Annotated in this window: 22 protein-coding genes; 12 read left to right on the top strand and 10 right to left on the bottom strand. The window is 69.3% G+C overall.

Features of this window, described 5'->3' with window-relative positions:
- The first annotated feature begins 4 nt into the window (after window positions 1-4).
- Complete coding sequence (locus tag PT015_RS11100) at window positions 5-1,411, top strand: acyl-CoA synthetase (RefSeq protein WP_285190666.1); 1,407 nt, start codon at window positions 5-7, stop codon at window positions 1,409-1,411.
- Between the two features lie 72 nt (window positions 1,412-1,483).
- Window positions 1,484-2,791: an MFS transporter gene (locus tag PT015_RS11095; RefSeq protein WP_285191055.1), complete on the top strand. Its 1,308-nt coding sequence runs from the start codon at window positions 1,484-1,486 to the stop codon at window positions 2,789-2,791.
- Here PT015_RS11095 and PT015_RS11090 read toward each other — a convergent pair.
- The 6 genes from PT015_RS11090 to PT015_RS11065 form a co-directional block, all read right to left on the bottom strand.
- A complete protein-coding gene (locus tag PT015_RS11090; RefSeq protein ID WP_285190664.1) occupies window positions 2,754-3,896 on the bottom strand; it encodes a PPE family protein in 1,143 nt (380 codons plus the stop codon). The genes PT015_RS11095 and PT015_RS11090 overlap by 38 nt on opposite strands.
- Before the next feature lie 34 nt (window positions 3,897-3,930).
- Complete coding sequence (locus PT015_RS11085; RefSeq protein WP_285190663.1) at window positions 3,931-4,737, bottom strand: PPE family protein, SVP subgroup; 807 nt, start codon at window positions 4,735-4,737, stop codon at window positions 3,931-3,933.
- Between the two features lie 163 nt (window positions 4,738-4,900).
- Window positions 4,901-6,067 carry a PPE family protein gene (locus tag PT015_RS11080; protein WP_285190662.1) on the bottom strand — a complete coding sequence of 389 codons (1,167 nt, stop codon included), beginning with the start codon at window positions 6,065-6,067 and terminating at the stop codon, window positions 4,901-4,903.
- Window positions 6,068-6,100: 33 nt separating this feature from the next.
- A complete protein-coding gene (locus PT015_RS11075; RefSeq protein ID WP_285190661.1) occupies window positions 6,101-6,970 on the bottom strand; it encodes a PPE family protein, SVP subgroup in 870 nt (289 codons plus the stop codon).
- 253 nt (window positions 6,971-7,223) lie between these two features.
- Window positions 7,224-7,964, bottom strand: a complete 741-nt coding sequence (locus tag PT015_RS11070; protein WP_285190660.1) for a hypothetical protein — start codon at window positions 7,962-7,964, stop codon at window positions 7,224-7,226.
- Window positions 7,965-7,990: 26 nt separating this feature from the next.
- Window positions 7,991-8,299 carry a hypothetical protein gene (locus tag PT015_RS11065; protein WP_285190659.1) on the bottom strand — a complete coding sequence of 103 codons (309 nt, stop codon included), beginning with the start codon at window positions 8,297-8,299 and terminating at the stop codon, window positions 7,991-7,993.
- A 149-nt stretch (window positions 8,300-8,448) separates the two neighbouring features.
- Here PT015_RS11065 and PT015_RS11060 point away from each other — a divergent pair, with 149 nt between their 5' ends.
- On the top strand, window positions 8,449-8,688 hold the full coding sequence (locus PT015_RS11060; protein WP_285190658.1) for a hypothetical protein: 240 nt from the start codon (window positions 8,449-8,451) through the stop codon (window positions 8,686-8,688).
- 12 nt (window positions 8,689-8,700) lie between these two features.
- Here PT015_RS11060 and dapD read toward each other — a convergent pair whose 3' ends face one another.
- Entirely contained in the window at window positions 8,701-9,654 is a 954-nt protein-coding gene (gene dapD / locus PT015_RS11055) for a 2,3,4,5-tetrahydropyridine-2,6-dicarboxylate N-succinyltransferase (RefSeq protein ID WP_285190657.1), read from the bottom strand.
- Window positions 9,655-9,679: 25 nt separating this feature from the next.
- Between dapD and dapE the strand changes: the two genes are divergently transcribed.
- A complete protein-coding gene (gene dapE / locus PT015_RS11050; RefSeq protein WP_285190656.1) occupies window positions 9,680-10,744 on the top strand; it encodes a succinyl-diaminopimelate desuccinylase in 1,065 nt (354 codons plus the stop codon).
- A gap of 701 nt (window positions 10,745-11,445) precedes the next feature.
- On the opposite strand, the gene PT015_RS11045 is transcribed toward dapE, so the two are convergent.
- Complete coding sequence (locus PT015_RS11045) at window positions 11,446-13,524, bottom strand: AAA family ATPase (protein ID WP_285190654.1); 2,079 nt, start codon at window positions 13,522-13,524, stop codon at window positions 11,446-11,448.
- 48 nt (window positions 13,525-13,572) lie between these two features.
- On the opposite strand from PT015_RS11045, the gene PT015_RS11040 reads away from it, so the two are divergent.
- From PT015_RS11040 to PT015_RS11010, 7 genes are all read left to right on the top strand, one after another.
- Complete coding sequence (locus PT015_RS11040; RefSeq protein ID WP_285190653.1) at window positions 13,573-14,145, top strand: TIGR00730 family Rossman fold protein; 573 nt, start codon at window positions 13,573-13,575, stop codon at window positions 14,143-14,145.
- 33 nt (window positions 14,146-14,178) lie between these two features.
- On the top strand, window positions 14,179-15,960 hold the full coding sequence (gene fadD6 / locus PT015_RS11035; RefSeq protein WP_285190651.1) for a long-chain-acyl-CoA synthetase FadD6: 1,782 nt from the start codon (window positions 14,179-14,181) through the stop codon (window positions 15,958-15,960).
- A gap of 115 nt (window positions 15,961-16,075) precedes the next feature.
- A complete protein-coding gene (gene folP / locus PT015_RS11030) occupies window positions 16,076-17,038 on the top strand; it encodes a dihydropteroate synthase (RefSeq protein ID WP_390887967.1) in 963 nt (320 codons plus the stop codon).
- The gene (locus tag PT015_RS11025; protein ID WP_285190650.1) at window positions 17,035-18,012 is read left to right on the top strand and encodes a glucosyl-3-phosphoglycerate synthase; all 978 of its coding nucleotides are present in this window, start codon (window positions 17,035-17,037) and stop codon (window positions 18,010-18,012) included. The genes folP and PT015_RS11025 overlap by 4 nt, the downstream gene beginning before the upstream one ends.
- 45 nt (window positions 18,013-18,057) lie before the next feature.
- Complete coding sequence (locus PT015_RS11020; RefSeq protein WP_285190649.1) at window positions 18,058-18,402, top strand: DivIVA domain-containing protein; 345 nt, start codon at window positions 18,058-18,060, stop codon at window positions 18,400-18,402.
- Complete coding sequence (locus tag PT015_RS11015) at window positions 18,389-18,973, top strand: DNA-3-methyladenine glycosylase I (protein WP_285190648.1); 585 nt, start codon at window positions 18,389-18,391, stop codon at window positions 18,971-18,973. The genes PT015_RS11020 and PT015_RS11015 overlap by 14 nt, the downstream gene beginning before the upstream one ends.
- 115 nt (window positions 18,974-19,088) lie before the next feature.
- Complete coding sequence (locus PT015_RS11010) at window positions 19,089-19,256, top strand: DUF3117 domain-containing protein (protein ID WP_003406247.1); 168 nt, start codon at window positions 19,089-19,091, stop codon at window positions 19,254-19,256.
- 10 nt (window positions 19,257-19,266) lie between these two features.
- Here PT015_RS11010 and glgA read toward each other — a convergent pair whose 3' ends face one another.
- Window positions 19,267-20,430, bottom strand: a complete 1,164-nt coding sequence (gene glgA / locus PT015_RS11005) for a glycogen synthase (protein WP_285190647.1) — start codon at window positions 20,428-20,430, stop codon at window positions 19,267-19,269.
- A 150-nt stretch (window positions 20,431-20,580) separates the two neighbouring features.
- Between glgA and glgC the strand changes: the two genes are divergently transcribed.
- Entirely contained in the window at window positions 20,581-21,795 is a 1,215-nt protein-coding gene (gene glgC, locus PT015_RS11000; protein WP_285190646.1) for a glucose-1-phosphate adenylyltransferase, read from the top strand.
- 84 nt (window positions 21,796-21,879) lie between these two features.
- On the opposite strand, the gene PT015_RS10995 is transcribed toward glgC, so the two are convergent.
- Window positions 21,880-22,554 (bottom strand): methyltransferase family protein, encoded by a 675-nt coding sequence (locus tag PT015_RS10995; protein ID WP_285190645.1) that lies wholly within the window; start codon window positions 22,552-22,554, stop codon window positions 21,880-21,882.
- Between the last annotated feature and the right edge of the window lie 4 nt (window positions 22,555-22,558).

The raw sequence follows: 22,558 nt of genomic DNA, 5'->3' as shown, positions 1-22,558 counted from the left end.
TGACGTGCTGCTCACCTCGCTCGATCCCTCCGTTGTCGCAGGTGGCCGCGATCTCGAGGCCGCCGTCCGGTTCGGTGACACCGCGCTCAGCCGCAGCGACGTGGTCGGCGCCGCCAACTCGGTCGCCGAGCGGATCCGCGGCGCCGGGGTGATCGCCGTGCTGGCCACGCCCACCGCACCGACCGCGCTGGCGATCGCCGGCTGCCTGATCGCCGGGGTGCCGGTGGTGCCGGTGCCGGCCGACGTCGGGCAGGCCGAGCGGCGCCACATCCTCACCGACTCCGGCGCCCAGGCCTGGCTTGGACCGCTGCCGGACGAACCCGAGGGGCTGCCGCACATTCCGGTCCGGATGGGCGCGCGGTCGTGGCATCAGCAGCCCGAACCGTCGCCGCGGGACACCGCGCTGATCATCTACACCTCGGGCACCACCGGTCCGCCGAAAGGGGTGCAGCTCAGCGGCCAGGCGCTCGCTGCCGACCTGGATGCCCTCGCCGAAGCGTGGCAGTGGACGGCCGATGACACGCTCGTGCACGGCCTGCCGCTGTTCCACGTGCACGGCCTGGTGCTCGGCCTGCTCGGTTCGCTGCGGGTCGGAAATCGCTTCGTGCACACCGGAAAACCAACACCCGAGGCATACGCGGCGGCCCAGGGGTCGCTGTATTTCGGCGTGCCGACCGTGTGGTCACGGGTGGTGGCCGACCCGGCGGCGGCCGAGGCGCTGCGTTCGGCGCGGCTGCTGGTGTCGGGCAGCGCCGGCCTGCCGGTGCCGGTGTTCGACAAGCTGGTCGAACTGACGGGGCACGCACCGCTGGAGCGCTACGGCTCGACCGAGTCGCTGATCACGCTGTCCACCCGAGTCGACGGCGAGCGCCGGCCCGGCTGGGTGGGCCTGCCGCTGGCCGGCATCGAGACGCGGCTGGTCGACGACAACGACAACCCGGTGCCGCACGACGCGGAAACCATTGGGCGACTGCAGGTTCGGGGTGCGACGTTGTTCAACGGCTACCTGAACCGGCCGGACGCAACCGCGGAGGCGTTCGACGCCGACGGCTGGTACCGCACCGGCGACGCGGCCGTCATCGACGGCGACGGTATGCACCGCATCGTCGGCCGCGAGTCGGTCGACCTCATCAAATCCGGCGGCTACCGCGTTGGGGCCGGCGAGATCGAGACCGTGCTGCTCGGGCATCCCGGTGTCGCCGAGGCGGCGGTGGTCGGCCTGCCCGACGACGACCTGGGCCAGCGCATTGTCGCTTTCATCGTCGGCGACGCCCAGCCGCAGGAGCTGATCGACTATGTGGCCCAGCAGCTTTCGGTGCACAAGAGGCCGCGCGAGGTGCGGATCGTCGCCGAGTTACCGCGAAACGCCATGGGCAAGGTGTTGAAGAAGCAACTCCTGACTCAGGGCTGATCGCGCGCGGCAGGTGTGACAGCGGCGCCGGTTTCTCCTACCGTCGTAGCCGTGACGACCTCTGGCACCTCCATGCGGCGCATCGCCGCCGCGTGCCTCGTCGGCTCCGCCATCGAGTTCTACGACTTCCTGATCTACGGCACCGCCGCCGCGCTGGTGTTCCCGACGGTGTTCTTTCCCGACCTCAGCCCGACCATGGCGACCGTCGCCTCGCTGGGCACGTTCGCCAGCGCCTTCATCTCCCGCCCGATCGGCGGAGCGACCTTCGGGTACTTCGGCGACCGGCTCGGGCGCAAGCGGACCCTGATCGCGACGTTGCTGCTGATGGCCGTCGCCACGGTCGGGGTCGGCCTGGTCCCGACCACGGCGTCCATCGGGGTGGCGGCGCCGCTGATCCTGATCGCGCTGCGACTGTTGCAAGGCTTCGCGGCGGGCGGCGAGTGGGCCGGGTCGGTGCTGCTGAGCGCCGAATACGCGCCGGCCGACCAGCGCGGGCGGTACGGCAAGTTCACGACGCTGGGCGGGGCAATGGCGACGATGATGACCTGCCTGACGTTCCTGGGCGTCAACGTCAGCATCGGCGAGGGCAGCTGGGCATTTCTGCAGTGGGGCTGGCGGATCCCGTTTCTGATCAGCGCGGTGCTGATCGGCATCGCGCTCTATGTGCGGCTGCGGATCGACGAGACGCCGGTGTTCGTCGAGGAGAAGAAGCGCAACCTGGTTCCCGACGCGCCCATCACGGAATTGCTGCGCCTGCAACGGCGCGAGATCGTGCTGGCCGGAGGCAGCATCCTGAGCGGGATGTGCTTCGTCTACATGGCCAACACGTTCCTGCCGCTGTACGCGCACTCCCACCTCGATTACAGCCGCACCTTCGTCTGGTCGGTCGGCGCGCTGGGTGGGTTGGCCGGCCTGGTGTCCATCACGGTCTCGGCGAATCTGAGCGACCGGGTCGGCCGCCGCCGGATGATGCTGTGCGGCTGGTCGGGTTGCGTGCTCTGGTCGTTCGTCGTGATGCCGTTACTGGACACCGGAAAACCGTTGTTCTACGGCGTCGCGGTGGTGGGCATGTTCGCGATCACCGGGATCGGGTCCGGGCCGACTGGCGCGTTCGTGCCCGAGTTGTTCGCCACCCGCTACCGCTACAGCGGATCGGCGCTGGCGGTGAACCTCGCCGGCATCCTCGGTGCGGCCCTGCCACCGCTGATCGCCGGCACCCTGCAGGCCAGCTACGGCAGCTGGGCGGTCGGCCCGCTGTTGACGGTCATGGCGCTGGCCAGCGCCGTCTGCACCTACGTGCTCCCGGAGACCATGGGCACCGCTCTGCGGTCGCCGGCCGGAGTCAGACCAGGACTCGAGTCGGCATCACCGTCGGCTTGACGCCGTACCGCGGCGTCGCGACGCTGTAGCCGCCGCGGCCGGTGGTCGCCGCCGCGGGCATGCCGGTTGCCACGTTCGTCACGCTGCCCTCGTCGACGTCGGCGGTCCAGGCCGCCGCCGTCACCGTCTCGGTGGTCGGCTCCGGTGCCGCCGCCGTCCACGCCGCGGGCACCGACATCCGGCCGACCGTCGCCGCCTGGCCCGCGCCGGCCAGCACCGGCGTCGCGGACGGTGCGACCGATCCGGCCAGCGCCGGGGTCAGTGCCGCGGGCGCGAGCGCCGCGGCAGCGGGGGCGGTCGACGCCGCGTTGCCGGTCACACCGGTCGCGATCGCCTCGAACACGTTCCACGCGACGGCGTTGGAACCCGCGCCGATGAGCGCGACCCCGCTGTTGTAAATGCCGATGTTGCTGCCTGAGCTGAACAGGTCGTTGAGGAAACCCTCGGAGGTTGTGGCGTCGGCAGGCGCGGCGAGCTGCTGCATCGCGCTCGGCAGGGTCGACACCAGCTGGTTGAGCTGGCCCTGCGTACCGGCGGTCGAGACCGCGGCGCCCTGGGCGGCGGTGCCGCCTGGGTTGGTGGTCGATGCCGGGGCCTTCAACGGCGTCAGCTGACCGGCGCTGGCTGACGCCGCCGCATAGCCGTACAGCGCGGCGGCGTCCTGGGCCCACATGGCCGCGTACTGCGCCTCGTTGGCGAGTATCGCCGGGGTGTTCTGACCCAGGATGTTGGTGGCGATCAGGGTCGCCAGCTGCGCGCGGTTGGCCGCGATCAGGGGCGGTGGCACCGTCATCGCGTACGCGTTCTGGTAGGCGACGGCCGACGCGGTGGCCTGCGCCGCGGCGCGTTCGGCCGCTGCGGCGGTGGTGTTCATCCACTGCACGTACGGTTCGACCGACGCGGCCATCGCCAGTGAGGCCGGGCCCAGCCACTCGCCGCCGGCCAATTCGGAGATCACCGACTCGTAAGACGCTGCGGCCGTGCTCAATTCGGCGGCCAGGTTGTTCCAGCCCGCCGCGGCGGCCATCATCGGAGCGGCTCCCGGGCCGGCGTAGATCAGCGCGGAGTTGATCTCAGGCGGGCGGGATGCGAAGTCAAAAGGCATGTCTCGTGGTCCTGTTCAGTAGTGAGCGGCGGGGTCAGACGACGGTCGGGCGGGGCATGACCCTGGGTTTGATGCCGTAGCGCGGCGCCCCCAGGCCGGAGGTTCTGCCACCGGTCGCGACGGAGGGCACTCCGCCGGGCACGGTCGACACCTGTGGGGTGTGCGGTGCGGGCGCGGTCCACCCGGCGCCGGTCAACTTCAGCGGGGTCGTGCTCGGCGGAGCCCCGCCGCCGGCCCAGCTCGGCGGCACCGACAAGCCGCCGACGGTCGGCGACTGGCTCATGCTCGCCAGCACGGGCGCAGTGGGTGCGGCGGCCGCGCCGACGGCAGGCGTCGGTGCCGGCGGCGCGGGGTCGCCGACAAGTGTCGTGCCACCACCGCTGGACTGGTTGGCCAGTGGAATGAAGTCGGATGCCGCGGCGCCGAAATTCTGTCCGCCCGCGATCACGCCTAATCCGGTGTTGGTGAGCAAGCCCGGAACGAAGCCGAATTGGCCGAACTGGGTTAGCTGACCGAACAGGTCGAAACCGCCCGGATCGGCTGCACCGGTGGCGGCGGAGTTAGCGGCCTCGGTCACGCCGTAGGAACCCGCGCTGGTCCCGAGCATCTGCACGAAGGCCTGATGGATAGCCGTGGCCTGCTCGCTGACCTGTTGGTAGAGGTTGCCGTAGGCGCTGAATTGTGTTGCCTGCAAAGCCGAAACCTCGTCGGCGGCGGCGGGGGCGACGGTCGCGGTCGAGGCTGCGGATGCGGCGTTCTGGGCGGCCAGCGCCGTCCCGATGCCCTCCAATTTGCCCGCCGCGAATTCCAGCGCCTCGGGGTTAGTGGTCACATACGACATGCGTCATGCTCCTCCGGTAGTCCACTTAGGTTGACCTCTGTCCATTTCAGCAGACTAGCGATGCCAGCCGGTGGACATCCGGCGCGAGTTTGCTGACCGGAAACGAGCGTGGCCGCACACCCGAAGGTGCGCGGCCACGTCAGCGGCGGAGCCTCGGTTGTGGTTACACGAGAACGGATTTCGGCATCACGGTCGGCTTGATCCCGTAGCGCGGCGTGCTGAAGCCGTAGCCGCCGCGACCGGCCGACGCGACCGCCGGCATGCCGGCCGCCACGTTCGTCGTACCCATGCCCTCTTCGGTCGGGGCCGTCCACCCCGAGCCGGCCAGCAGCGAGTTGCCGGCCTCCGGCGTCGCCGCCGACCAGCCGGCCGGCACCGACAAGCCGCCCACCGTCGACGACGAGGCCATGCCCGCGAGCACCGGTGTCGACGCCAGGCCGGCGATCGGTGCAGCGGCCACGGCGGGAACCGCGGTACTCGACAACCCGGCGGCTACACCGCCCGCGGCCGCCGCGCCGGCGGTCGCGTCGCCCACCGTCTTCGCGTACAGCACCGCCGACGGGATGGCGGCGAACATCTGCCATGCCGCGACGTTGAAACCACCGTTCGTGAGATTCGATATCAGGCTGTTGGAGAGGAAGTCGTCGATCGGGTTGTCGGCCGCCGCTGCGGCCAGCGGCGTCGCCATGGCCTGCATGGCGTTGGGTGCACTGCCCACCAGACTGTTGAGTCCGGCGGACTGCGCGTTGTTCGCCGCACCTCCGGCGACCGCGGCCGATTGTGCCCCCTGCCCGGCCAGGTTGGTGGTCTGCGGTGGCTCGGTCAGCGGGCTGAGCACCGCGGCGCTGGCCGATGACGCGGAGTAGCCGTACATCGCGGCGGCGTCCTGAGCCCACATCTCGGCGTAGAGCGCTTCGGTGGCCAGGATCGCCGGGGTGTTCAAGCCCAGAAAGTTGGTCGCCACCAGTGCGGCCAGTTGGGTGCGGTTGGCGGCGATCGCCGGGGGCGGCACCGTCATCGCGAAGGCGGCCTCGTAGGCGGCCGCCGACGCCATCGCCTGGCTGGCCGCCTGGGCGAGTTCGCCCGCGGTGGTCTCCATCCATTCGATGTAGGGCTGCACGGCGCTGGCCATCGCCAGCGACGACGGACCCAGCCACTCGCCGCCGGCCAGCTCCGTGATCACCGACTGGGCGCCGGCCGCCGTCGTGCTCAGATCGGCGGCGGTGCTGTTCCAGGCTGCCGCGGCCGCCATCATTGGGCCCGATCCGGGGCCGGTGTACATGAGTGCGGAGTTGATCTCGGGAGGCATTGCTGCGAAGTCGAAAACCATGTCAGTGCACCTGTTCTTTCGTTGCTTTGTGGATTAGACGACGGTCGGCTTGGGCATCACGGTGTGCTTGACGCCGTAACGGGGCGCGCCGACGCCGAGGCCGCTGCGTCCACCCGAGGCCACCGACGGAACACCGGCCGGCATCGTGTTGACCTGCCCGGCATGTGGCGCGGGGCTGGTCCAGCCGGCCGCCGGCGACGTCGTGGGCACCGGGCTGGCCGCACCCACCTCGCTGACGGTCCAGGCCGGCGGCACCGACAGCTTGCCGATCGACGAGGCCTGACCCACACCGGCGGTCACCGGCAGCGCGCCCAGGCCCGCGCCGCCCATCGGGGTCACCGCCCCGGCCGTCCCGGTTGTTGCCGGCACTGCGACTGCAGCTCCACCGCCCGCCAAGCCCGAGGAGTCGGCCGCGGCCTGCGCCTCCGGGGCGTACTGACCCTGTGAAAGGTCGAACATGTCCGAGGAGGCGGCGCCGAAGTTCTGCAACCCGTTGAAGGCAGTCGCGAGACCCGCACCGCTGCTCGAAGAGATACCGGTGTCTCCTGGCGCCGCCGGAGAAGCACCTCCGGTCAACGAATTCAGCAGGCCGGTCAGCGAATTGGACCCGGTGGTGGCCTGGTTGGTCGCCTCGGTGTCGCCGTACGCGCCGGCGTTGGAGCCGAGGGTGTTCACCAGCATCTGGTGCACGGCCTCGGCCTGCTGGCTGACCTGTTGGTACCAGGTGCCGTAGGCCGAGAACTGCAGTGCCTGAAGGGCCGAGACCCCGTCGGCGGCCGCGGGAGCGACGTTGGTGGTGGGCGCGGCCATGGCCGTGTTCTGGGCGGCCATGGCGGTGCCAAGGTGTTGCAGCTTGGTCGCCGCAGCCGTCAACGCCGGCGACTGCGCGGTTACGAAGGACACGAGTTTTCTCCTTTGTGATTTCGACGGTGAGAGACAGAGGTTGCGAGCGTGGGTCTCAGCCGGCCTCCTGACACGTTGCGCGAGAGCAGCTTTGAGGCGATCCGCGCGTCGGACCGGAAATCGGCGCAAAGCGGCGCGGCCCAAGTACAACGTCCACATTGCCCGATCGCGCGCCCGGGATACGCGCTGTGCAGATCCTTGACGGGTTCTTAACGGCGGGCCGATTGGCGGCCGCCATCGTGGGCATGCCGGCTCAACAGTCTTTTCGTGGTGGTGGCGCGACCCGGACGTCGTCGAACCACGCCACTTTGGCCAGCCAGGACCGCGCGGAGCCGTAGGCGAAACCGACGGCGCCCAGGCAGGCGCACAACCAGACCGGCAGCGTGATGTCGATGCCGGCCTCTGCCGTCGTCACCTGAATCACGGTGGCCGCCAACCCAAATGCGGCCGATATCAGATACAGGGTGGCGGTCACGGTAGACCGGGGATCCTTGCGCACGATCAGCATGACCCTGGCCGCATAGCCGAACAGGTACACCAGTAGAACGCCCAGCACAATCCAGTAGGCGGCGAACCATGCGGTGCTGACATGCGCGGGAAACAGGTCGGAATGGTAGGTCTCATTGGCCGCGAAGAACACCGCCACTAATACCGGAACACCAAGCCACAGCGGAACTTCGATGTGCCGACGGAAGATTCGGCGCCACTCGAGATTGTCTCCGAGTCGGGCCAGTCCGTGCTCGACGATCGCCGCGGCGGCGAACATCAGGCAGATGTGCCCGACGAGATCCTCGACGTTCCAGCGTCCGAAGAGGTCGTGCAGCGGCGGACCGAGCGTCTCCGACGCCCAGGGCGACATCAGCAGCACGGCGCATCCTTGCAGCGCGATGTTGAGACTCGCGTCCACTTCCCAGCGGGAACGCCAGGTATGCCGACGGATCCACAGGCTGCAGAAGACGACGACCAGGGTTGCGATGATGAGTGCGGACATCATTGTCGCGAGCGACTCCTCTGCTGCGATCAGACCGGCGGTTTGCCCGGGTCGGGGCGCAGGTCGCGCAGTTTGGGCGCGGCGCGCGCCGACGCCAGGTATTCGGTGACCGTCTCGTGCTGGATGAGCCCGAACCGGACGAGCAGGTCGATCGGGTTCAGCCGGAGATATTTCGCCGCTTTGAGCAGGCTGTCGGCCGTGACCAACCGGCCTTCGCGGACCGCCTTGTAGTACGCGGACTTGCGATAGCCGAACGCCTCGTAGACCTCGGTGGCGGCGAGGGGGCGGCCCACGAGGTACGGCAGCACAACAGCCGGATCCTTATCGGAGTCGTCCATCAGTAGACAATAACCCGGATCCGTAGACGCTCAGCAACATTACAGGACCCGTGGTCCTATTTCGCTACCTTTGTCTACTTTAGTGCACTAATGTCCGTCACTGGACCGGGTTGGTAAGGGCCCGCCGAATGGTGGCGAAGGGGGCGACAGTGCAGTCATACGCGCGTCGGGCGGCGATCGGGGCCGCGGCGATACTGGCGATCGTCGGATCGACCGGCGTCTCGCCCCGGGCGACCGCGGAGGGGCCGGACTGCGTGCCCGACGCCACCGTCCAGTGCGCCCAGCAGGCTCAGGAGGTCCGGCCGGACCCGCACGCCGGCAAGCACCTCACGCTCACCTGTTCGCCCGCGATGACGGGGGCGCACTGCACCCAGCGATGGGTGCCCTGACCGGATCGCCGTTCAGTTGGCGTGCAGGTCCTCGTTCAGGGCGATGCCCCGGCCGTCGCGGGAGACGACCTCGACCGCCCCGCTCACCGAGTTGCGGCGGAACAACAGGTTGCTGCTGCCGGCGAGTTCGCGCGCCTTGACCGAATTGCCATCCGGCAGAGCGACTTTCGTGCCCGCTGTGACGTACAGGCCGGCCTCGACGACGCAGTCGTCGCCCAGCGGGATGCCGAGCCCGGAGTTTGCGCCCAGCAGGCAGTGCTTGCCGATCGAAATCACTTCCGTGCCACCGCCGGACAGCGTGCCCATGATCGACGCGCCGCCACCGACGTCTGAGCCGTCGCCGACCACCACGCCCGCCGAGATGCGACCTTCGACCATCGACGCGCCCAGCGTGCCGGCGTTGAAGTTGACGAAGCCCTCGTGCATCACCGTCGTGCCGGACGCCAGATGCGCGCCCAGGCGGACGCGGTCGGCGTCGGCGATCCGCACGCCGCTCGGCACGACGTAGTCGACCATCCGCGGGAATTTGTCGACGCCGTAGACCGCGACCGGTCCGCGGCGCCGCAGCCGCGCCCGGGTCAGCTCGAAACCGTCTACGGCGCAGGGACCGTGGCTGGTCCACACCACGTTGGTCAACACCCCGAACAACCCGTCGGCGTTGAGTCCGTGCGGCGCGACCAGTCGGTGCGAGAGCAGGTGCAGCCGCAGGTAGCCGTCGTAGGCGTCGACGGCCTTGTCGTCCAGCGAGCCGATCACGGTGCGCACCACCACGACCTCGACGTCGCGCTCCTCGTCGGGGCCGGCCAGCGCGGCGAGTTCGTCGGGGACCTCGGCCACCGACAACCGCGTCGTCCCGGTCTCGCCCGACTCGATGAGTTCCGGTGCGGGGAACCAGGTGTCGAGAACCGATCCATTGGCGGCGATCGTCGCCAGCCCAATACCCGAAGCTGCAGTCACGGGACCCACGCTACCCACCCACTACGCTGGGACCGTGCTGGACCTACGCGGTGACCCGATCGAGCTGACGGCGGCTCTGGTCGACATCCCCAGCGAGTCGCGGCACGAGGAGCGCATCGCCGACGAGGTCGAGGCCGCGCTGCGGGCGCAGACGAGCGGCTTCGAGGTGATCCGCAACGGCAACGCGGTGCTGGCCCGCACCTCGCGGGGCCTGTCCAGCCGGGTGTTGTTGGCCGGGCATCTCGACACCGTGCCGGCGGCGGGGAATCTGCCGAGCCGCCGCGACGCCGAGTCGTTGCATGGTTGCGGCACGACCGACATGAAGGCCGGTGACGCGGTGTTCTTGCATCTGGCCGCGACCGTCGCCGCACCCGCCCACGATCTGACGCTGGTGTTCTACGACTGCGAGGAAATCGATTCCGCCGCAAACGGTTTGGGCCGCATCGAGCGCGAGTTGCCGGACTGGCTGGACGCCGACGTGGCGATCCTGGGGGAGCCGACCGGCGGCTTCATCGAGGCGGGTTGTCAGGGCACGCTGCGGGTGGTGATCCGCGCCAACGGAACCCGTGCGCATTCCGCGCGATCGTGGTTGGGCGACAACGCGATTCACAAGCTGGGCGCTGTCCTTGACCGGCTCACGGACTACCAGCCCCGCACCGTCGACATCGACGGCTGCGTTTATCGGGAGGGCCTGTCGGCGGTGCGCATCGACGGCGGCGTGGCCGGCAACGTGATCCCCGACGCGGCGTCGGTGACGGTCAACTTCCGCTTCGCGCCGGATCGATCGGCCGACGCCGCGCTGCGGCACGTCCACGACGTCTTCGACGGCCTCGACGTGACGATCGAGTCGACCGACTCCGCGGCCGGGGCACTGCCTGGTCTGTCGGCGCCGGCGGCCAGGGCCCTCGTCGACGCGGCCGGGGGGCAGGTGCGGGCGAAGTACGGCTGGACCGACGTGGCGCGGTTCTCCGCCCGCGGGATCGCCGCGGTCAACTACGGACCCGGCGACCCCAACCTCGCGCACACTCGCGAGGAGTTGGTGCCACTGCATCGGATCACCGACGCGGTGACGATGCTGCGGGCCTACCTGAGCGGTTAGAGGCGTCGCTTACGGTGCGCCTAGAACGGCGGCGGGGGTGGCCCCCACGGACCGGGCCCGCCCCACGGCGGCGGAGGTCCCCACGGGCCTGGGCCGGGCGGACCCCACGGTCCGGGCGGACCCCATGGTCCGGGACCGGGCGGACCCCATCCCGCGGGTCCGGGGCCGGGAGGTCCCCACGGTCCGGGACCAGGTCCCCAGCCGCCGGGTCCGGGGCCAGGCCCGCCCGGGCCCGGACCAGGACCCCAACCGCCGGGGTGAGCGGGATGACCGACATGAGCCGATCCGGCCGATGCCGGTGCGGGGTTGGGCGCCGCGTTCGCCACCGAGGTGGCGCTGGCCAGTAGTGCGCCCGCGAGGGCACTCGTGCCGACCGCACTTACTGCGAAGCGGCGGACTGATGCCAATGAGATGGCCATTGTCTCAGCTCCTCGAATTACTAGGTACGAATGTAAATGACGTTATTCGCGGACACTTAGCAAAACTTATAAATGCGCGGCAATTCTCCTGAGAAATTTGAAACCGCGAAATGCGACACAAGCCATCGATCCACCACTGGCTCCGGGCGCACAGCGGTAAATACCTAGCTCATCGCCCATATACTGATTTAAGGACACACGGAAATCCGTGCATCATGAAGGACATCTTTCAGTAGAGGAGGAAATCCGTAACGCGGGCTACGGATAAACAGTCAGCAAATACTATAGGCGCTCGGCCTGGGCTTTCGCGTCGGCGGCCGCGGGATGCAGCCCGCGATCGGCCAGGTCGGTGGCGACCTCGGCCAGCGCTGCTACGTCGCCGGCGGTCAGGGCCCGGGCGTGCGCCAGTGTCAAGCGACCGAGCACGCAGTTCACCTCGCCGGCCAGACGTCCGGCCCGCTGCGCGGCCCGGAGGTCGCCGAGTCGCGCGCAGTCCTGCAGCGCGCGCAGCGCGACGGCCGACTGCCCGCCGCGCTCGGCGGTCTGCACGGCCTCGCGGGCGGCCTCGATCGCGCCGGTGGTGTCGCCGTGGGCCGCCCTCGACCAGGCCCTCGCCAGCGCCAACTCCGGTGCGAACAGCGCCGACTTCAGCCCGTGCAGTTGCTCGGCGCGGCTCAACACCTTGCCGGCATGCAGTTGCTCGCCCTGCTGGCCGAGCGCCTGGGACAGCAGCATCAGTGACAGCGGCCCCCACGAGTAGCCGGTGCGGGCCAGCGGTTCGGTCGCCCGGCTCAGCAGCGTCACGGCGTCCTCGAAGTCGCCCTGGGCGATCGCGACGTAGCCGACCAGCGTCTCGCCGATCGCCCGGCCGGGCTGCTGCAGTTCGGCGAAGTCGGTGTAGCGCTGGGCCAGCGTCCGGGCCTCGGTCAGCCGGCCCGCCATCAGCAGCGCGGTGATCCGGCCGAAGCCGCTGGTGAACCGCAGCAGGCCGGGATGATCGGCGGCGGTGGCGCGCCGGGCCAGGGCCTCCACGTCCTCGAACCGCCCGGTGCGGGCCGAGCTGAGCGCCGCCGCCGAGGAGGCCCAACCGACCGCCACCGCGTCGGCGTGCGGTGATGCCAGCACCTCCTCGGCGATCCGCAACGTGCGCAGCGGGGTGCCGGCGTTCATCGCGAACGTCGCGGAGAGGGCGTCGAGGGTGGCCTGCGCGCCCGGCGAATCGACCCGGCTGCGGGTGGTCTGCAGGAACGCGGTGGCCTGCGCCGGCTCGCTGAGCATCCAGAACTGGTTGGCCGCCCGCGGCAGCGCCCACGCCATCACCTCCGGCGGAGACAGTCGTTCGGGATCGACCTCGGCCAGCACAGCGTCGGCTTGCAGCCCGCGGCCCTGCCAGGCCAGCGCGTAGCCCAGCGCCAGCCGCGCGGCCAGGCCCTCGGCGCGATCCAGTGCCGCGCGGGCCAGCCGTTCGGCCAGGGTCAGCTCGCCGAACCGCAGAGCCTGCTGCGCCGCGGTCACCAGGTGGTCGCTCGGAGCGTCTGCGTCGACCGCCAGCGAGGCCAGGCGCAGCTGGTCGCCGACCCATCCACTCGGCGTCTCCGAAAGCCGCTCGGCCAGCGCCAGCCGCAGCGCTCGTGCGGTGTCCGGTGGCTGTGCCGCGCCCGCCCGGGCGGCGTAAAGCGGGTGCGCCGCATAGGCGTATCCGTCGGCGTCCACGGTGACCGCGTCGGCGGCCTCGGCCTGCGCGACCGCGTCGGCACCGGCCAGCGCCGCAAGGTCGTCACGCCGCAGCGGCTCGGCCAGCGCCAGGTAGTCCAGCGTCGCGCGGGCGGCCTCCGGAAGGCCGGCCAGGAAGTCGTCGACCGTCGCCGGCAGCGAGGCGGCCGTGTCCGGCGTCGCGACCTCGACCCGGGCCAGCAACCCGTCGTCCCAGAGCGCCCGCACGGCCTCTGGCAGCTCCGCGCCGGAGCGGACCGTCACGATGAGCGTCGCCGAACCGGTCAGGGCCAACTGGTAGACCAGCGTCGCGGACATCCGGTCGAGGTGGTGCGCGTCGTCGACGACGAAGTGACCCGAGCCGGCCAGCTGGTCCTGTGCGGACCGCAGCAGCTGGGCGGGCCGATCGTCGTCGCCGATCTCGAGGTCGGCCAGCAGCGCGCGGAACGCGCCGAACGGGATCGACCGCTCGGTCGCGGTTCCCCGGACCCAGTGCGCGTCGGCCGGGGCGGCGCCGCGGGCCAGCGTCGTCTTGCCCACCCCGTCAGCGCCGGCGATCGCCACGCCGGAATGCTGCGCATCCTCCAACCCGGCCGCGATCGCACGCAGCGCGGCCTCCGGTGGCGCGGCAACCCAGGGACTCGGCACCGCCGGATTTTATGGCCCGGGCACCGCGGCGTATGCGGTTAGGCCCAAATGCGCTCGGCGACAACGGTGGTCTACGTTTCGTCTGTGCACGCGATCTGCGTCTATTGCGCGTCCGGACCCACTGACCCGGCGTTGCTGGCGCTGGCCGCCGAACTCGGCGAGGCGATCGCCGAGCGCGGCTGGACTTTGGTCTGGGGAGGCGGCAACGTCTCGGCGATGGGCGCGCTGGCGACCGCGGCTCGGGCCCGGGGCGGCTGGACCGTCGGCGTCATCCCGAAGATGCTGGTAAGCCGCGAGGTCGCCGACCATGACGCCGACGAGCTGATCGTCACCGACACCATGCGCGAGCGCAAACAGATCATGGAAGACCGCGCCGACGCATTCATCGCACTGCCGGGCGGCATCGGCACCCTCGAGGAGTTCTTCGAGGCCTGGACCGGCGGATACTTAGGCGCACACGACAAGCCGGTGGTGCTACTGGATCCGAACGGCCACTACGACGGGCTGCGGACGTGGCTGTCGGGGCTGGTGGACGGTGGATATGTCGCGCAGGTGGCGATGGACCGACTGGTGATCGTCGACGAGATCGAGGCGGCGATTGCGGCGTGCGCACCCCGCTGAGCGCCTTTGCTGGCCGTCGATAGGCTGGCCGCCATGTCCGACAAGAAATCCGGTGACCACACTTCGATCGGTCTGATCGATATCGCGACCCGGGCACCCAAACTGCTGGCCGACCTCCCGGTGATCGCCCGCGGGATGCTCACATTGGCCCGGGCGCAGCCGAACTTCAAGATCTCGATCGGCAAGGTCTTCCAAGACCGGGCCGAACGCTACGGCGACCGGGTCTTCATCCGCTTCGGCGACCAGCAACTGACCTACCGCGAAGCCAACGCCGCCGCTAACCGGTACGCGGCGGTGCTGGCCGCCCGCGGGGTCGGCCACGGCGACGTCGTCGGGATCATGCTGCGCAACTCACCCAACGCGGTGCTGATGATGCTGGCCGCGGTCAAGTGCGGCGCGGTCGCCGGGATGCTCAACTACAACCAGCGCGGCGACGTGCTGTCACACAGCATCGGCCTGCTGGACGCGAAGGCGTTGGTGGTGGAGTCCGACTTCGTCGATCCGATCGCCGATTGCGGGGGCGCCCCCATCGAGCCGACCACCATCGAGGAGATGGAGCGGCTGGGGGCCACGGCGCCGACCACCAACCCGCCGTCGGCATCGACGGTGCTGGCCAAGGACACCGCGTTCTACATCTTCACCTCCGGTACCACCGGGCACCCCAAGGCCAGCGTGATGACCCACAAGCGATGGCTGTCCGCGCTGGCGGTGTTCGGCGGACTTGGCTTGCGGCTCAAGGGTTCTGACACGTTGTACAGCTGCCTGCCGCTGTATCACAACAACGCGCTGACCGTCGCGGTCGGATCGGTGATCAATTCGGGAGCGACGCTGGCGCTGGGCAAGTCGTTCTCGGCGTCGAGGTTCTGGGACGAGGTAATCGCCAGCGACGCAACGGCTTTCATCTATATCGGCGAGATCTGCCGCTACCTGCTGAACCAGCCCGAGAAGAGGACCGACCAGGCCCACAAAGTGCGCATGATTGCCGGCAACGGCCTGCGCCCGGAGATCTGGGACGAGTTCACCGCGCGGTTCAACATCCCGCGGGTCTGCGAGTTCTACGCGGCCAGCGAGGGAAACACCGCGTTCATCAACGTTTTCAACGTGCCGCGGTCGGCGGGCTGGGCGGCGATGCCGGTGGCCTACGTCGCCTACGACGCCGACACCGGCGAACCACAGCGCGGCGAGGACGGCAAGGTGCAGCGGGTGCCCGCCGGCGAACCGGGTCTGCTGCTCAGCCCGGTCAGCAAGCTGCAGCCCTTCGACGGCTACACCGACAAAAAGGCGAGCGAAAAGAAGTTGGTGCGCAACGTTTTCCGCAAGGGCGACGTCTACTTCAACACCGGAGACGTGATGAGCCCGCAGGGCATGGGCCACGCCGCCTTTGTGGACCGGCTCGGTGACACCTTCCGCTGGAAGGGTGAGAACGTCGCCACCACGCAGGTGGAGCGCGCGCTGGGTGCCGACAAGGCCGTCGAGGAGTGCACGGTCTTCGGGGTGGAGGTGCCCAACACCGGCGGCCGGGCGGGCATGGCCGCGGTGAAGCTGCGCGACGGCGCCGAGTTCGACGGCAAGTCCGTCGCTCAAACGGTCTACGACAAGTTGCCGGCCTACGCGCTGCCGCTGTTCGTCCGCTTGGTCGAGTCGCTCGAAGCGACCAGCACGTTCAAGAGCCGCAAGGTCGACCTGCGCGACCAGGCCTACGACTCCGAGATCGAGGACCCGGTCTACGTGCTGGCCGGGCGCGACGAGGGGTACGTGCCGTTCTACGACGACTATCCCGAGGAAGTTGCCAGCGGCAAGCGGCCGCAGGGCTAGACCCCACGCGTCACATCAGTACCGGCTCTCGGGTGGCTCTCTTTTTTGGAATCGTGACCACATGCGATATCACTCCGGTGGGTGATATCGCCGGCGGTCACGACACGAAAAGTGGATGCCCACCGACTCAGTGACGGATGTTGCTGGTGAGATTGGACCACCCTCAGCTCCGCATAGTGCCGGCACCAGGCACCATGGTCTGGTGTCGTCCACCCTGTGCGGTCGCTCGGTGAGCGATGATCGCGCACTGATCATGGCGATCGTCAACCGCACCCCGGACTCGTTCTACGACCGCGGCGCGAACTTCGCCGACGACGCCGCCCGGGCCGCCGTGCACCGGCTGATCGCCGAGGGCGCCGATGTGATCGACGTCGGCGGCGTCAAGGCGGGCCCGGGGGAGACCATCGACACGGCAGCCGAGATCGACCGCGTGGTGCCGTTCATCGAGTGGCTGCGCGGCGCGTATCCCGACCAGTTGATCAGCATCGACACCTGGCGTTCGGAGGTGGCGAGGCTGGCGTGCCGGGCGGGCGCGGATCTGATCAATGACAGCTGGGGCGGCTATGATCCCGCGATGCCCGAGGTAGCGGCCGAATTCGGCGCCGGCCTGGTGTGTTCGCACACCGGCGGCGCCCAGCCGCGCACCCGCCCGTTCCGGGTCAGCTACGGCACCAGCACCCGCGGCGTCGTCGACGATGTCGTCGCCGAACTCACCGCTTCCGCGGACCGGGCGGTCGCCGCCGGCGTGGCCCGCGATCGTGTCGTGATCGACCCGACGCACGATTTCGGCAAGAACACTTTCCACGGGTTGGCGCTGTTGCGGCACATGGAAGATCTTGTAAACACCGGATGGCCGATTTTGATGGCGTTGAGCAACAAGGATTTCGTCGGGGAGACTCTTGGAGTGAACCTGACCGAACGTCTCGAGGGAACCCTGGCCGCCACCGCGCTGGCGGCCGCGGCGGGCGCCCGGATGTTCCGGGTTCACGAAGTCGGGCCGACCCGGCGGGTGTTGGAGATGGTGGCGTCGATCAGTGGGCAACGCCCGCCGGCGCGCACGGTGAGAGGACTGGCATGACGGCTTCTGAGCTGGTCGATCTCGTCGCCGAGGGGGCGCTGGCCGCCTCGCCCGGCGACGTCTGGCTGGCCGACCGCAGCTGGACCCGTCCGCAGTGGACGGTCGAGGAACTCGTCGCGGCCAAGGCGGGCCGAACGATCTCGGTGGTGCTGCCCGCTCTCAACGAGGAAGACACCGTCGAATCGGTGATCGAGAGCATCTCGCCGCTGGTCGGCGGCCTGGTCGACGAGCTGATCGTGCTCGATTCGGGCTCCACCGACGACACCGAGATCCGGGCGATCGCCGCCGGCGCCAAGGTCGTCACCCGTGAGCAGGCGCTGCCGGAGGTCGCGCCGCGGCCGGGCAAGGGCGAGGTGCTGTGGCGCTCGCTGGCGGCCACCAGCGGCGATTTTGTGGTCTTCGTCGACTCGGATCTGATCGAGCCGCACCCGATGTTCGTGCCGCGACTGCTCGGCCCGCTGCTCACCGAGGACGGCATTCACCTCGTCAAGAGCTTTTATCGACGACCGCTCAACGCCCACGACGCCAGCGGACGCGAGGGCGCCACCGGCGGCGGGCGGGTCACCGAGCTGGTGGCCCGGCCCCTGCTCGCCGCGCTGCGGCCGGAGCTGGGCTGCGTGCTGCAGCCGCTGGGTGGCGAATACGCGGCCTCCCGCGAGCTGCTGACCTCGGTGCCGTTCGCGCCCGGCTACGGGGTCGAGATCGGCCTGCTCGTCGATACCTACGATCGGCTGGGCCTCGACGGGATCGCCCAGGTGAATCTCGGGGTGCGGGCGCACCGCAACCGCCCGCTTGCCGAGCTGGGCCCGATGAGCCGCCAGGTGGTCGCGACGCTGCTGTCGCGCTGCGGCATCCCGGACTCCGGTGTGGGCCTGACGCAGTTCTTCGTCGACGGTGACGGCTACACGCCGCGCACATCGACGGTGTCGCTGGCCGACCGGCCGCCGATGAAGGCGATCCGGCCGCGCCACTAACAGGCCTGCACACCCTCGTCGGACCGATAGGGCAATATCGGTGCCGTGGCATTGGTGTTGCTCTACGTGGTGGTGTTGGTCCTGGTAGCGATCGTGCTGTTCGGGGTGGCCAGTCTGCTGTTCGGCCGCGGGGAGTCCCTACCGCCGCTGCCTCGTGGCACCACGCCGACGGTCCTCCCGGCCTCGGGCGTGACGCGCGGCGATGTCGACGCGGTCAAGTTCACCCAGACGCTGCGCGGCTACAAGACCAGCGAAGTCGACTGGGTGCTGGACCGGCTCGGCCAGGAACTCGACCTGCTGCGCGGCCAGCTGTCGTCGGTGCACGCCGCGGTCGCGGTCGACGAGCCGACGGACGATGCGGCTGAGGAGGTGCCCGATGGCCACGCCTGACGACGGTCTGGTCCGCTGCGACTGGGCGGTCGGCAAGCCGGGCAGCGCCGATTTCGACCTCTACCGCGACTACCACGACACCGAATGGGGCCAGCCGCTGCGCGGCGCGGTCGCGCTGTTCGAGCGGATGAGCCTGGAAGCCTTCCAGAGCGGCCTGTCCTGGCTGATCATCCTGCGCAAACGGGACAACTTCCGGAAGGCGTTCAAGGGTTTCAATCCCGAGAACGTCGCCCGCTTCGCCGATAAGGACGTAGCCCGCCTGCTGGCCGACGAGGGCATCGTCCGCAACCGGGCGAAGATCGAGGCGACGATCGCCAACGCACGGGCCGTCGCCGACCTCGACGTCGACCTCTCCGAGCTGTTGTGGTCGTTCGCGCCGGCTACCCGGACGCGGCCGGCGACCCTGTCCGACGTGCCCGCCATCACCCCGGAATCCACCGCCATGGCACGCGAATTGAAGCGCCGGGGGTTCCGCTTCGTCGGCCCGACGACGGCCTACGCGCTGATGCAGGCGACCGGGATGGTCGACGATCACCTGGCCGCGTGCTGGGTGCCGCGGACGGCCGCCTGAGGGGCCGCCGGAAACGCCGAGCCGGAGGTCATGTGCACCTATTCGCGCGGATAGGGAACAATGGTCTGGTGAATGTGCAGTTGACGGGCCAGCTCGACTCTGGAGGGAGCGCTCGATGGCGGCGATGAAGCCCCGGACCGGTGACGGTCCACTGGAAGCGACGAAGGAGGGGCGCGGCATCGTGATGCGGGTACCGCTGGAAGGCGGTGGCCGACTCGTCGTCGAGCTGACACCGGACGAAGCCGCTGCACTGGGCGACGAGCTCAAGGGCGTCACGAGCTAAGCTCCGCGCCTTACGCGCACACTTTGCGGTAGATCTCCAGCGTCTGCTGCGCGATCTGCGCCCAGGAGAACTCCGCGATGCAGCGCTGCCGTCCCGCGGCGCCGTACCGTTCTGCACGCTGTGGGTCGGCGACCAACGCGTTGACCCCCTCGGCGATCCGCTTCTGGTAGCCCGCCGCGTCGTCCGCGTCGTAGTGCACTAGCGACCCGGTCACGCCGTCGTCGACCACCTCGGGGATTCCGCCGACATCGGAGGCCACCACCGCCGTCCCGCAGGCCATCGCCTCGAGGTTGACGATCCCCAACGGCTCGTACACCGACGGGCATACGAAAGCCGTTGCTGCCGAGAGTATTTCGCGAATCTTGCCGGTCGGCAACATGTCCCGGACCCAGAACACCCCACTGCGCGCGGCGGCCAGTTCGGCCACCCCGGCACTCACCTCGGCGGCGATCTCCGGGGTGTCGGGCGCCCCGGCGCACAACACCAACTGGACATCGGGTGCGAATTCGTGGGCAGCGGCCAGCAGATGCGAGACGCCCTTCTGCCGGGTGATCCGGCCGACGAACGCGACGATCGGACGAGTGACGTCGACTCCGAGGTCGGCCAGCACCGACTCGCCCGGCACCGGCGCGGCGGGATGCCAGACCTCGGTGTCGATTCCGTTGCGCACGACGTGGACTCGGTTGGGGTCGACGGTCGGATACACCCGTAGGACGTCCTCACGCATCCCGGCACTGACGGCAATGACGGCGTCGGCGGCATTCACCGCGGTGTGTTCGACCCAGGACGAGATCCGGTACCCGCCGCCGAGCTGCTCGGCTTTCCAGGGCCGTAACGGCTCCAGCGAGTGCGCGGTCAGCACGTGCGGCACGCCGTGCAGCAGCGACGCCAGGTGTCCGGCCATCCCCGCGTACCAGGTGTGCGAGTGCACGACGTCGGCCGCCGCGGCGGCACCCGCCATCACCAGATCGGTGGACAGCGTCGACAACGCCGGGTTGGCGCCGCGCAGTTGGGTGTCGGGCTGATAGGCGAACGCGCCGTCGCGGGGCGCGCCCTGACAGTGCACATCCACCTCGCACAGGCTGCGCAATTGCGCGACGAGTTCGGTCACATGCACGCCGGCCCCGCCGTAGACCTCCGGCGGATACTCCCGAGTCATCATCGCCACGCGCATACCCGGCACCGTAGTAGCCGTCGCCGGACCCTGCAGGGGGCGACCCCTCACCGACATGTGACCGTCGTCTCGTCGTGATGGAGGGTCCCACGACGTGGGTATAGCTGGTTTGATCTGGCAGGGGTTCACGACGGCCGTTAGGTTTGTTGCATGAGGGAAGCACCGCACGTGCTGGGCATCGTGCTGGCCGGAGGTGAGGGCAAGCGGTTGTATCCGTTGACCGCCGACCGCGCCAAGCCCGCGGTTCCCTTCGGCGGCGCCTACCGCCTGATCGACTTCGTCCTGTCCAATCTGGTCAATGCCCGATATCTGCGCATCTGCGTTCTCACGCAGTACAAGTCGCATTCGCTCGACCGCCACATTTCGCAGAACTGGCGGCTGTCGGGCCTGGCCGGCGAGTACATCACCCCGGTGCCGGCGCAGCAGCGTCTCGGCCCGCGCTGGTACACCGGATCGGCCGACGCGATCTACCAATCGCTCAACCTGATTTATGACGAGGATCCGGACTACATCGTGGTTTTTGGCGCCGACCACGTCTACCGGATGGACCCCGAGCAGATGCTGCGGTTCCACGTCGAGAGCGGCGCGGGCGCGACGGTGGCGGGCATCCGGGTGCCGCGGGCCGAGGCGAGCGCGTTCGGGTGCATCGACGCCGACGAGTACGGCCGCATCCGCGGCTTCGTTGAGAAGCCGACCGACCCGCCGGGCACCCCCGACGATCCGGACGCCACCTTCGTGTCGATGGGTAACTACATCTTCACCACGAAGGTGTTGCTCGACGCGATCCGTGCCGACGCCGACGAGGACCACTCCGATCACGACATGGGCGGCGACATCATTCCGCGCCTGGTGGCCGACGGCCGGGCCGCGGTCTACGACTTCGACGACAACGACGTCCCCGGCGCCACCGAACGCGACCGGGGCTACTGGCGCGACGTCGGGACGCTCGACGCGTTCTACGAGGCCCACATGGACCTGGTGTCGGTGCATCCGGTGTTCAACCTCTACAACCGGCGCTGGCCGATCCTCGGGGCGGCGGAGAACCTGGCACCGGCGAAGTTCGTCTACGGCGGCTCCGCTCAGGAGTCCGTCGTCGGCGCGGGCAGCATCATCTCGGCTGCGTCCGTGCGCAATTCGGTGATCTCGTCCAACGTCGTGATCGACGACGGCGCGATCGTCGAGGGCAGCGTGCTCATGCCGGGGGCCCGCGTCGGCCGCGGCGCGGTGGTGCGCCACGCGATCCTGGACAAGAACGTCGTCATCGGGCCGGGCGAGATGGTCGGGGTCGACCTGGAAAAGGACCGCGAGCGGTTCTCCATCAGCGCCGGCGGTGTGGTCGCCGTGGGTAAGGGCGTCTGGATCTAACCGGCTCGGCTTTTGTCGCGAAACCGAAGCCAGGGCCGTGAATTCGGCCGAACTACGACCGTGGCTTCAGTTTCGCGGCGAAAATCACCACACGTAGGGCAGCAGCCGGTAGCCCACCCGCCCGGTGTACTCGCGATACCCGCTGAGGTCCTGCGTCAGCAGTTCCTCTTCGTCGCGAATCCGCAGGACCAGCACCAGCATTCCGGGGACGAGCAGCAACAGGCCCCAGTACGAGCCGAGCGCCAGCGGGATGCCCGCCATCAGCAGCACGTTGCCGGTGTACATCGGGTGGCGCACCAGCCCGTACAACCCGGTCGAGACCAGGGTCTGGCCGTCCTCGACGCGCACATTGGCCGCGGCGTAACTGTTTTGGATGATCACCAGCATGGCCACGCCGAGACCGGCGGCGACCAGCACGTCGCCGGCGACACACAGGGCAACGGGCACCTGCGACCACCCGTAGCGCCAGTCGAGCGCGCAGACGATGAAGGTGGCCGGAAACGCGAGGAAGATGACGGTGATGAGAATCTTTTGCAGCGGCCGGGTTTCGGCCTTCGGCCCGGCCTGCATGCGACGCTCCAGGGCGGCGGGGTTGGTCCGCATCAGGTAGACGGTGGGGATCCACGTCGACAGCGCGAACACCGTGAGGAACGCCCAACCCTGCCAGTAGTGCGTCGTGCCCGCCGGGACGAACACCAGTAATCCGAATGCCACCAGGCCGAGAACGGCCGAGAGTGAGCCTTTGACAAGGGTATTCATCAGA

This window comes from Candidatus Mycobacterium wuenschmannii (assembly GCF_030252325.1).
GTDB classification, from domain to species: Bacteria; Actinomycetota; Actinomycetes; order Mycobacteriales; family Mycobacteriaceae; genus Mycobacterium; species Mycobacterium wuenschmannii.
Note: the sequence above shows the minus strand (reverse complement) of the source record. Positions and strands in the feature narration are given on the sequence as shown.

What these genes read in the sequence shown, in the direction of transcription:
- PT015_RS11080 (WP_285190662.1), bottom strand. Translation starts at nt 6,067, where the DNA reads ATGGTTTTCGACTTCGCAGCAATGCCTCCCGAGATCAACTCCGCACTC.
- glgA (WP_285190647.1), bottom strand. Translation starts at nt 20,430, where the DNA reads ATGCGCGTGGCGATGATGACTCGGGAGTATCCGCCGGAGGTCTACGGC.
- glgC (WP_285190646.1), top strand. Translation starts at nt 20,581, where the DNA reads ATGAGGGAAGCACCGCACGTGCTGGGCATCGTGCTGGCCGGAGGTGAG.
- folP (WP_390887967.1), top strand. Translation starts at nt 16,076, where the DNA reads ATGCCCACCGACTCAGTGACGGATGTTGCTGGTGAGATTGGACCACCC.
- PT015_RS11070 (WP_285190660.1), bottom strand. Translation starts at nt 7,964, where the DNA reads ATGATGTCCGCACTCATCATCGCAACCCTGGTCGTCGTCTTCTGCAGC.
- PT015_RS11065 (WP_285190659.1), bottom strand. Translation starts at nt 8,299, where the DNA reads ATGGACGACTCCGATAAGGATCCGGCTGTTGTGCTGCCGTACCTCGTG.
- PT015_RS11040 (WP_285190653.1), top strand. Translation starts at nt 13,573, where the DNA reads ATGCGCTCGGCGACAACGGTGGTCTACGTTTCGTCTGTGCACGCGATC.
- PT015_RS11090 (WP_285190664.1), bottom strand. Translation starts at nt 3,896, where the DNA reads ATGCCTTTTGACTTCGCATCCCGCCCGCCTGAGATCAACTCCGCGCTG.
- PT015_RS11025 (WP_285190650.1), top strand. Translation starts at nt 17,035, where the DNA reads ATGACGGCTTCTGAGCTGGTCGATCTCGTCGCCGAGGGGGCGCTGGCC.
- PT015_RS11010 (WP_003406247.1), top strand. Translation starts at nt 19,089, where the DNA reads ATGGCGGCGATGAAGCCCCGGACCGGTGACGGTCCACTGGAAGCGACG.
- PT015_RS11085 (WP_285190663.1), bottom strand. Translation starts at nt 4,737, where the DNA reads ATGTCGTATGTGACCACTAACCCCGAGGCGCTGGAATTCGCGGCGGGC.
- fadD6 (WP_285190651.1), top strand. Translation starts at nt 14,179, where the DNA reads ATGTCCGACAAGAAATCCGGTGACCACACTTCGATCGGTCTGATCGAT.
- PT015_RS11095 (WP_285191055.1), top strand. Translation starts at nt 1,484, where the DNA reads ATGCGGCGCATCGCCGCCGCGTGCCTCGTCGGCTCCGCCATCGAGTTC.
- PT015_RS10995 (WP_285190645.1), bottom strand. Translation starts at nt 22,554, where the DNA reads ATGAATACCCTTGTCAAAGGCTCACTCTCGGCCGTTCTCGGCCTGGTG.
- PT015_RS11015 (WP_285190648.1), top strand. Translation starts at nt 18,389, where the DNA reads ATGGCCACGCCTGACGACGGTCTGGTCCGCTGCGACTGGGCGGTCGGC.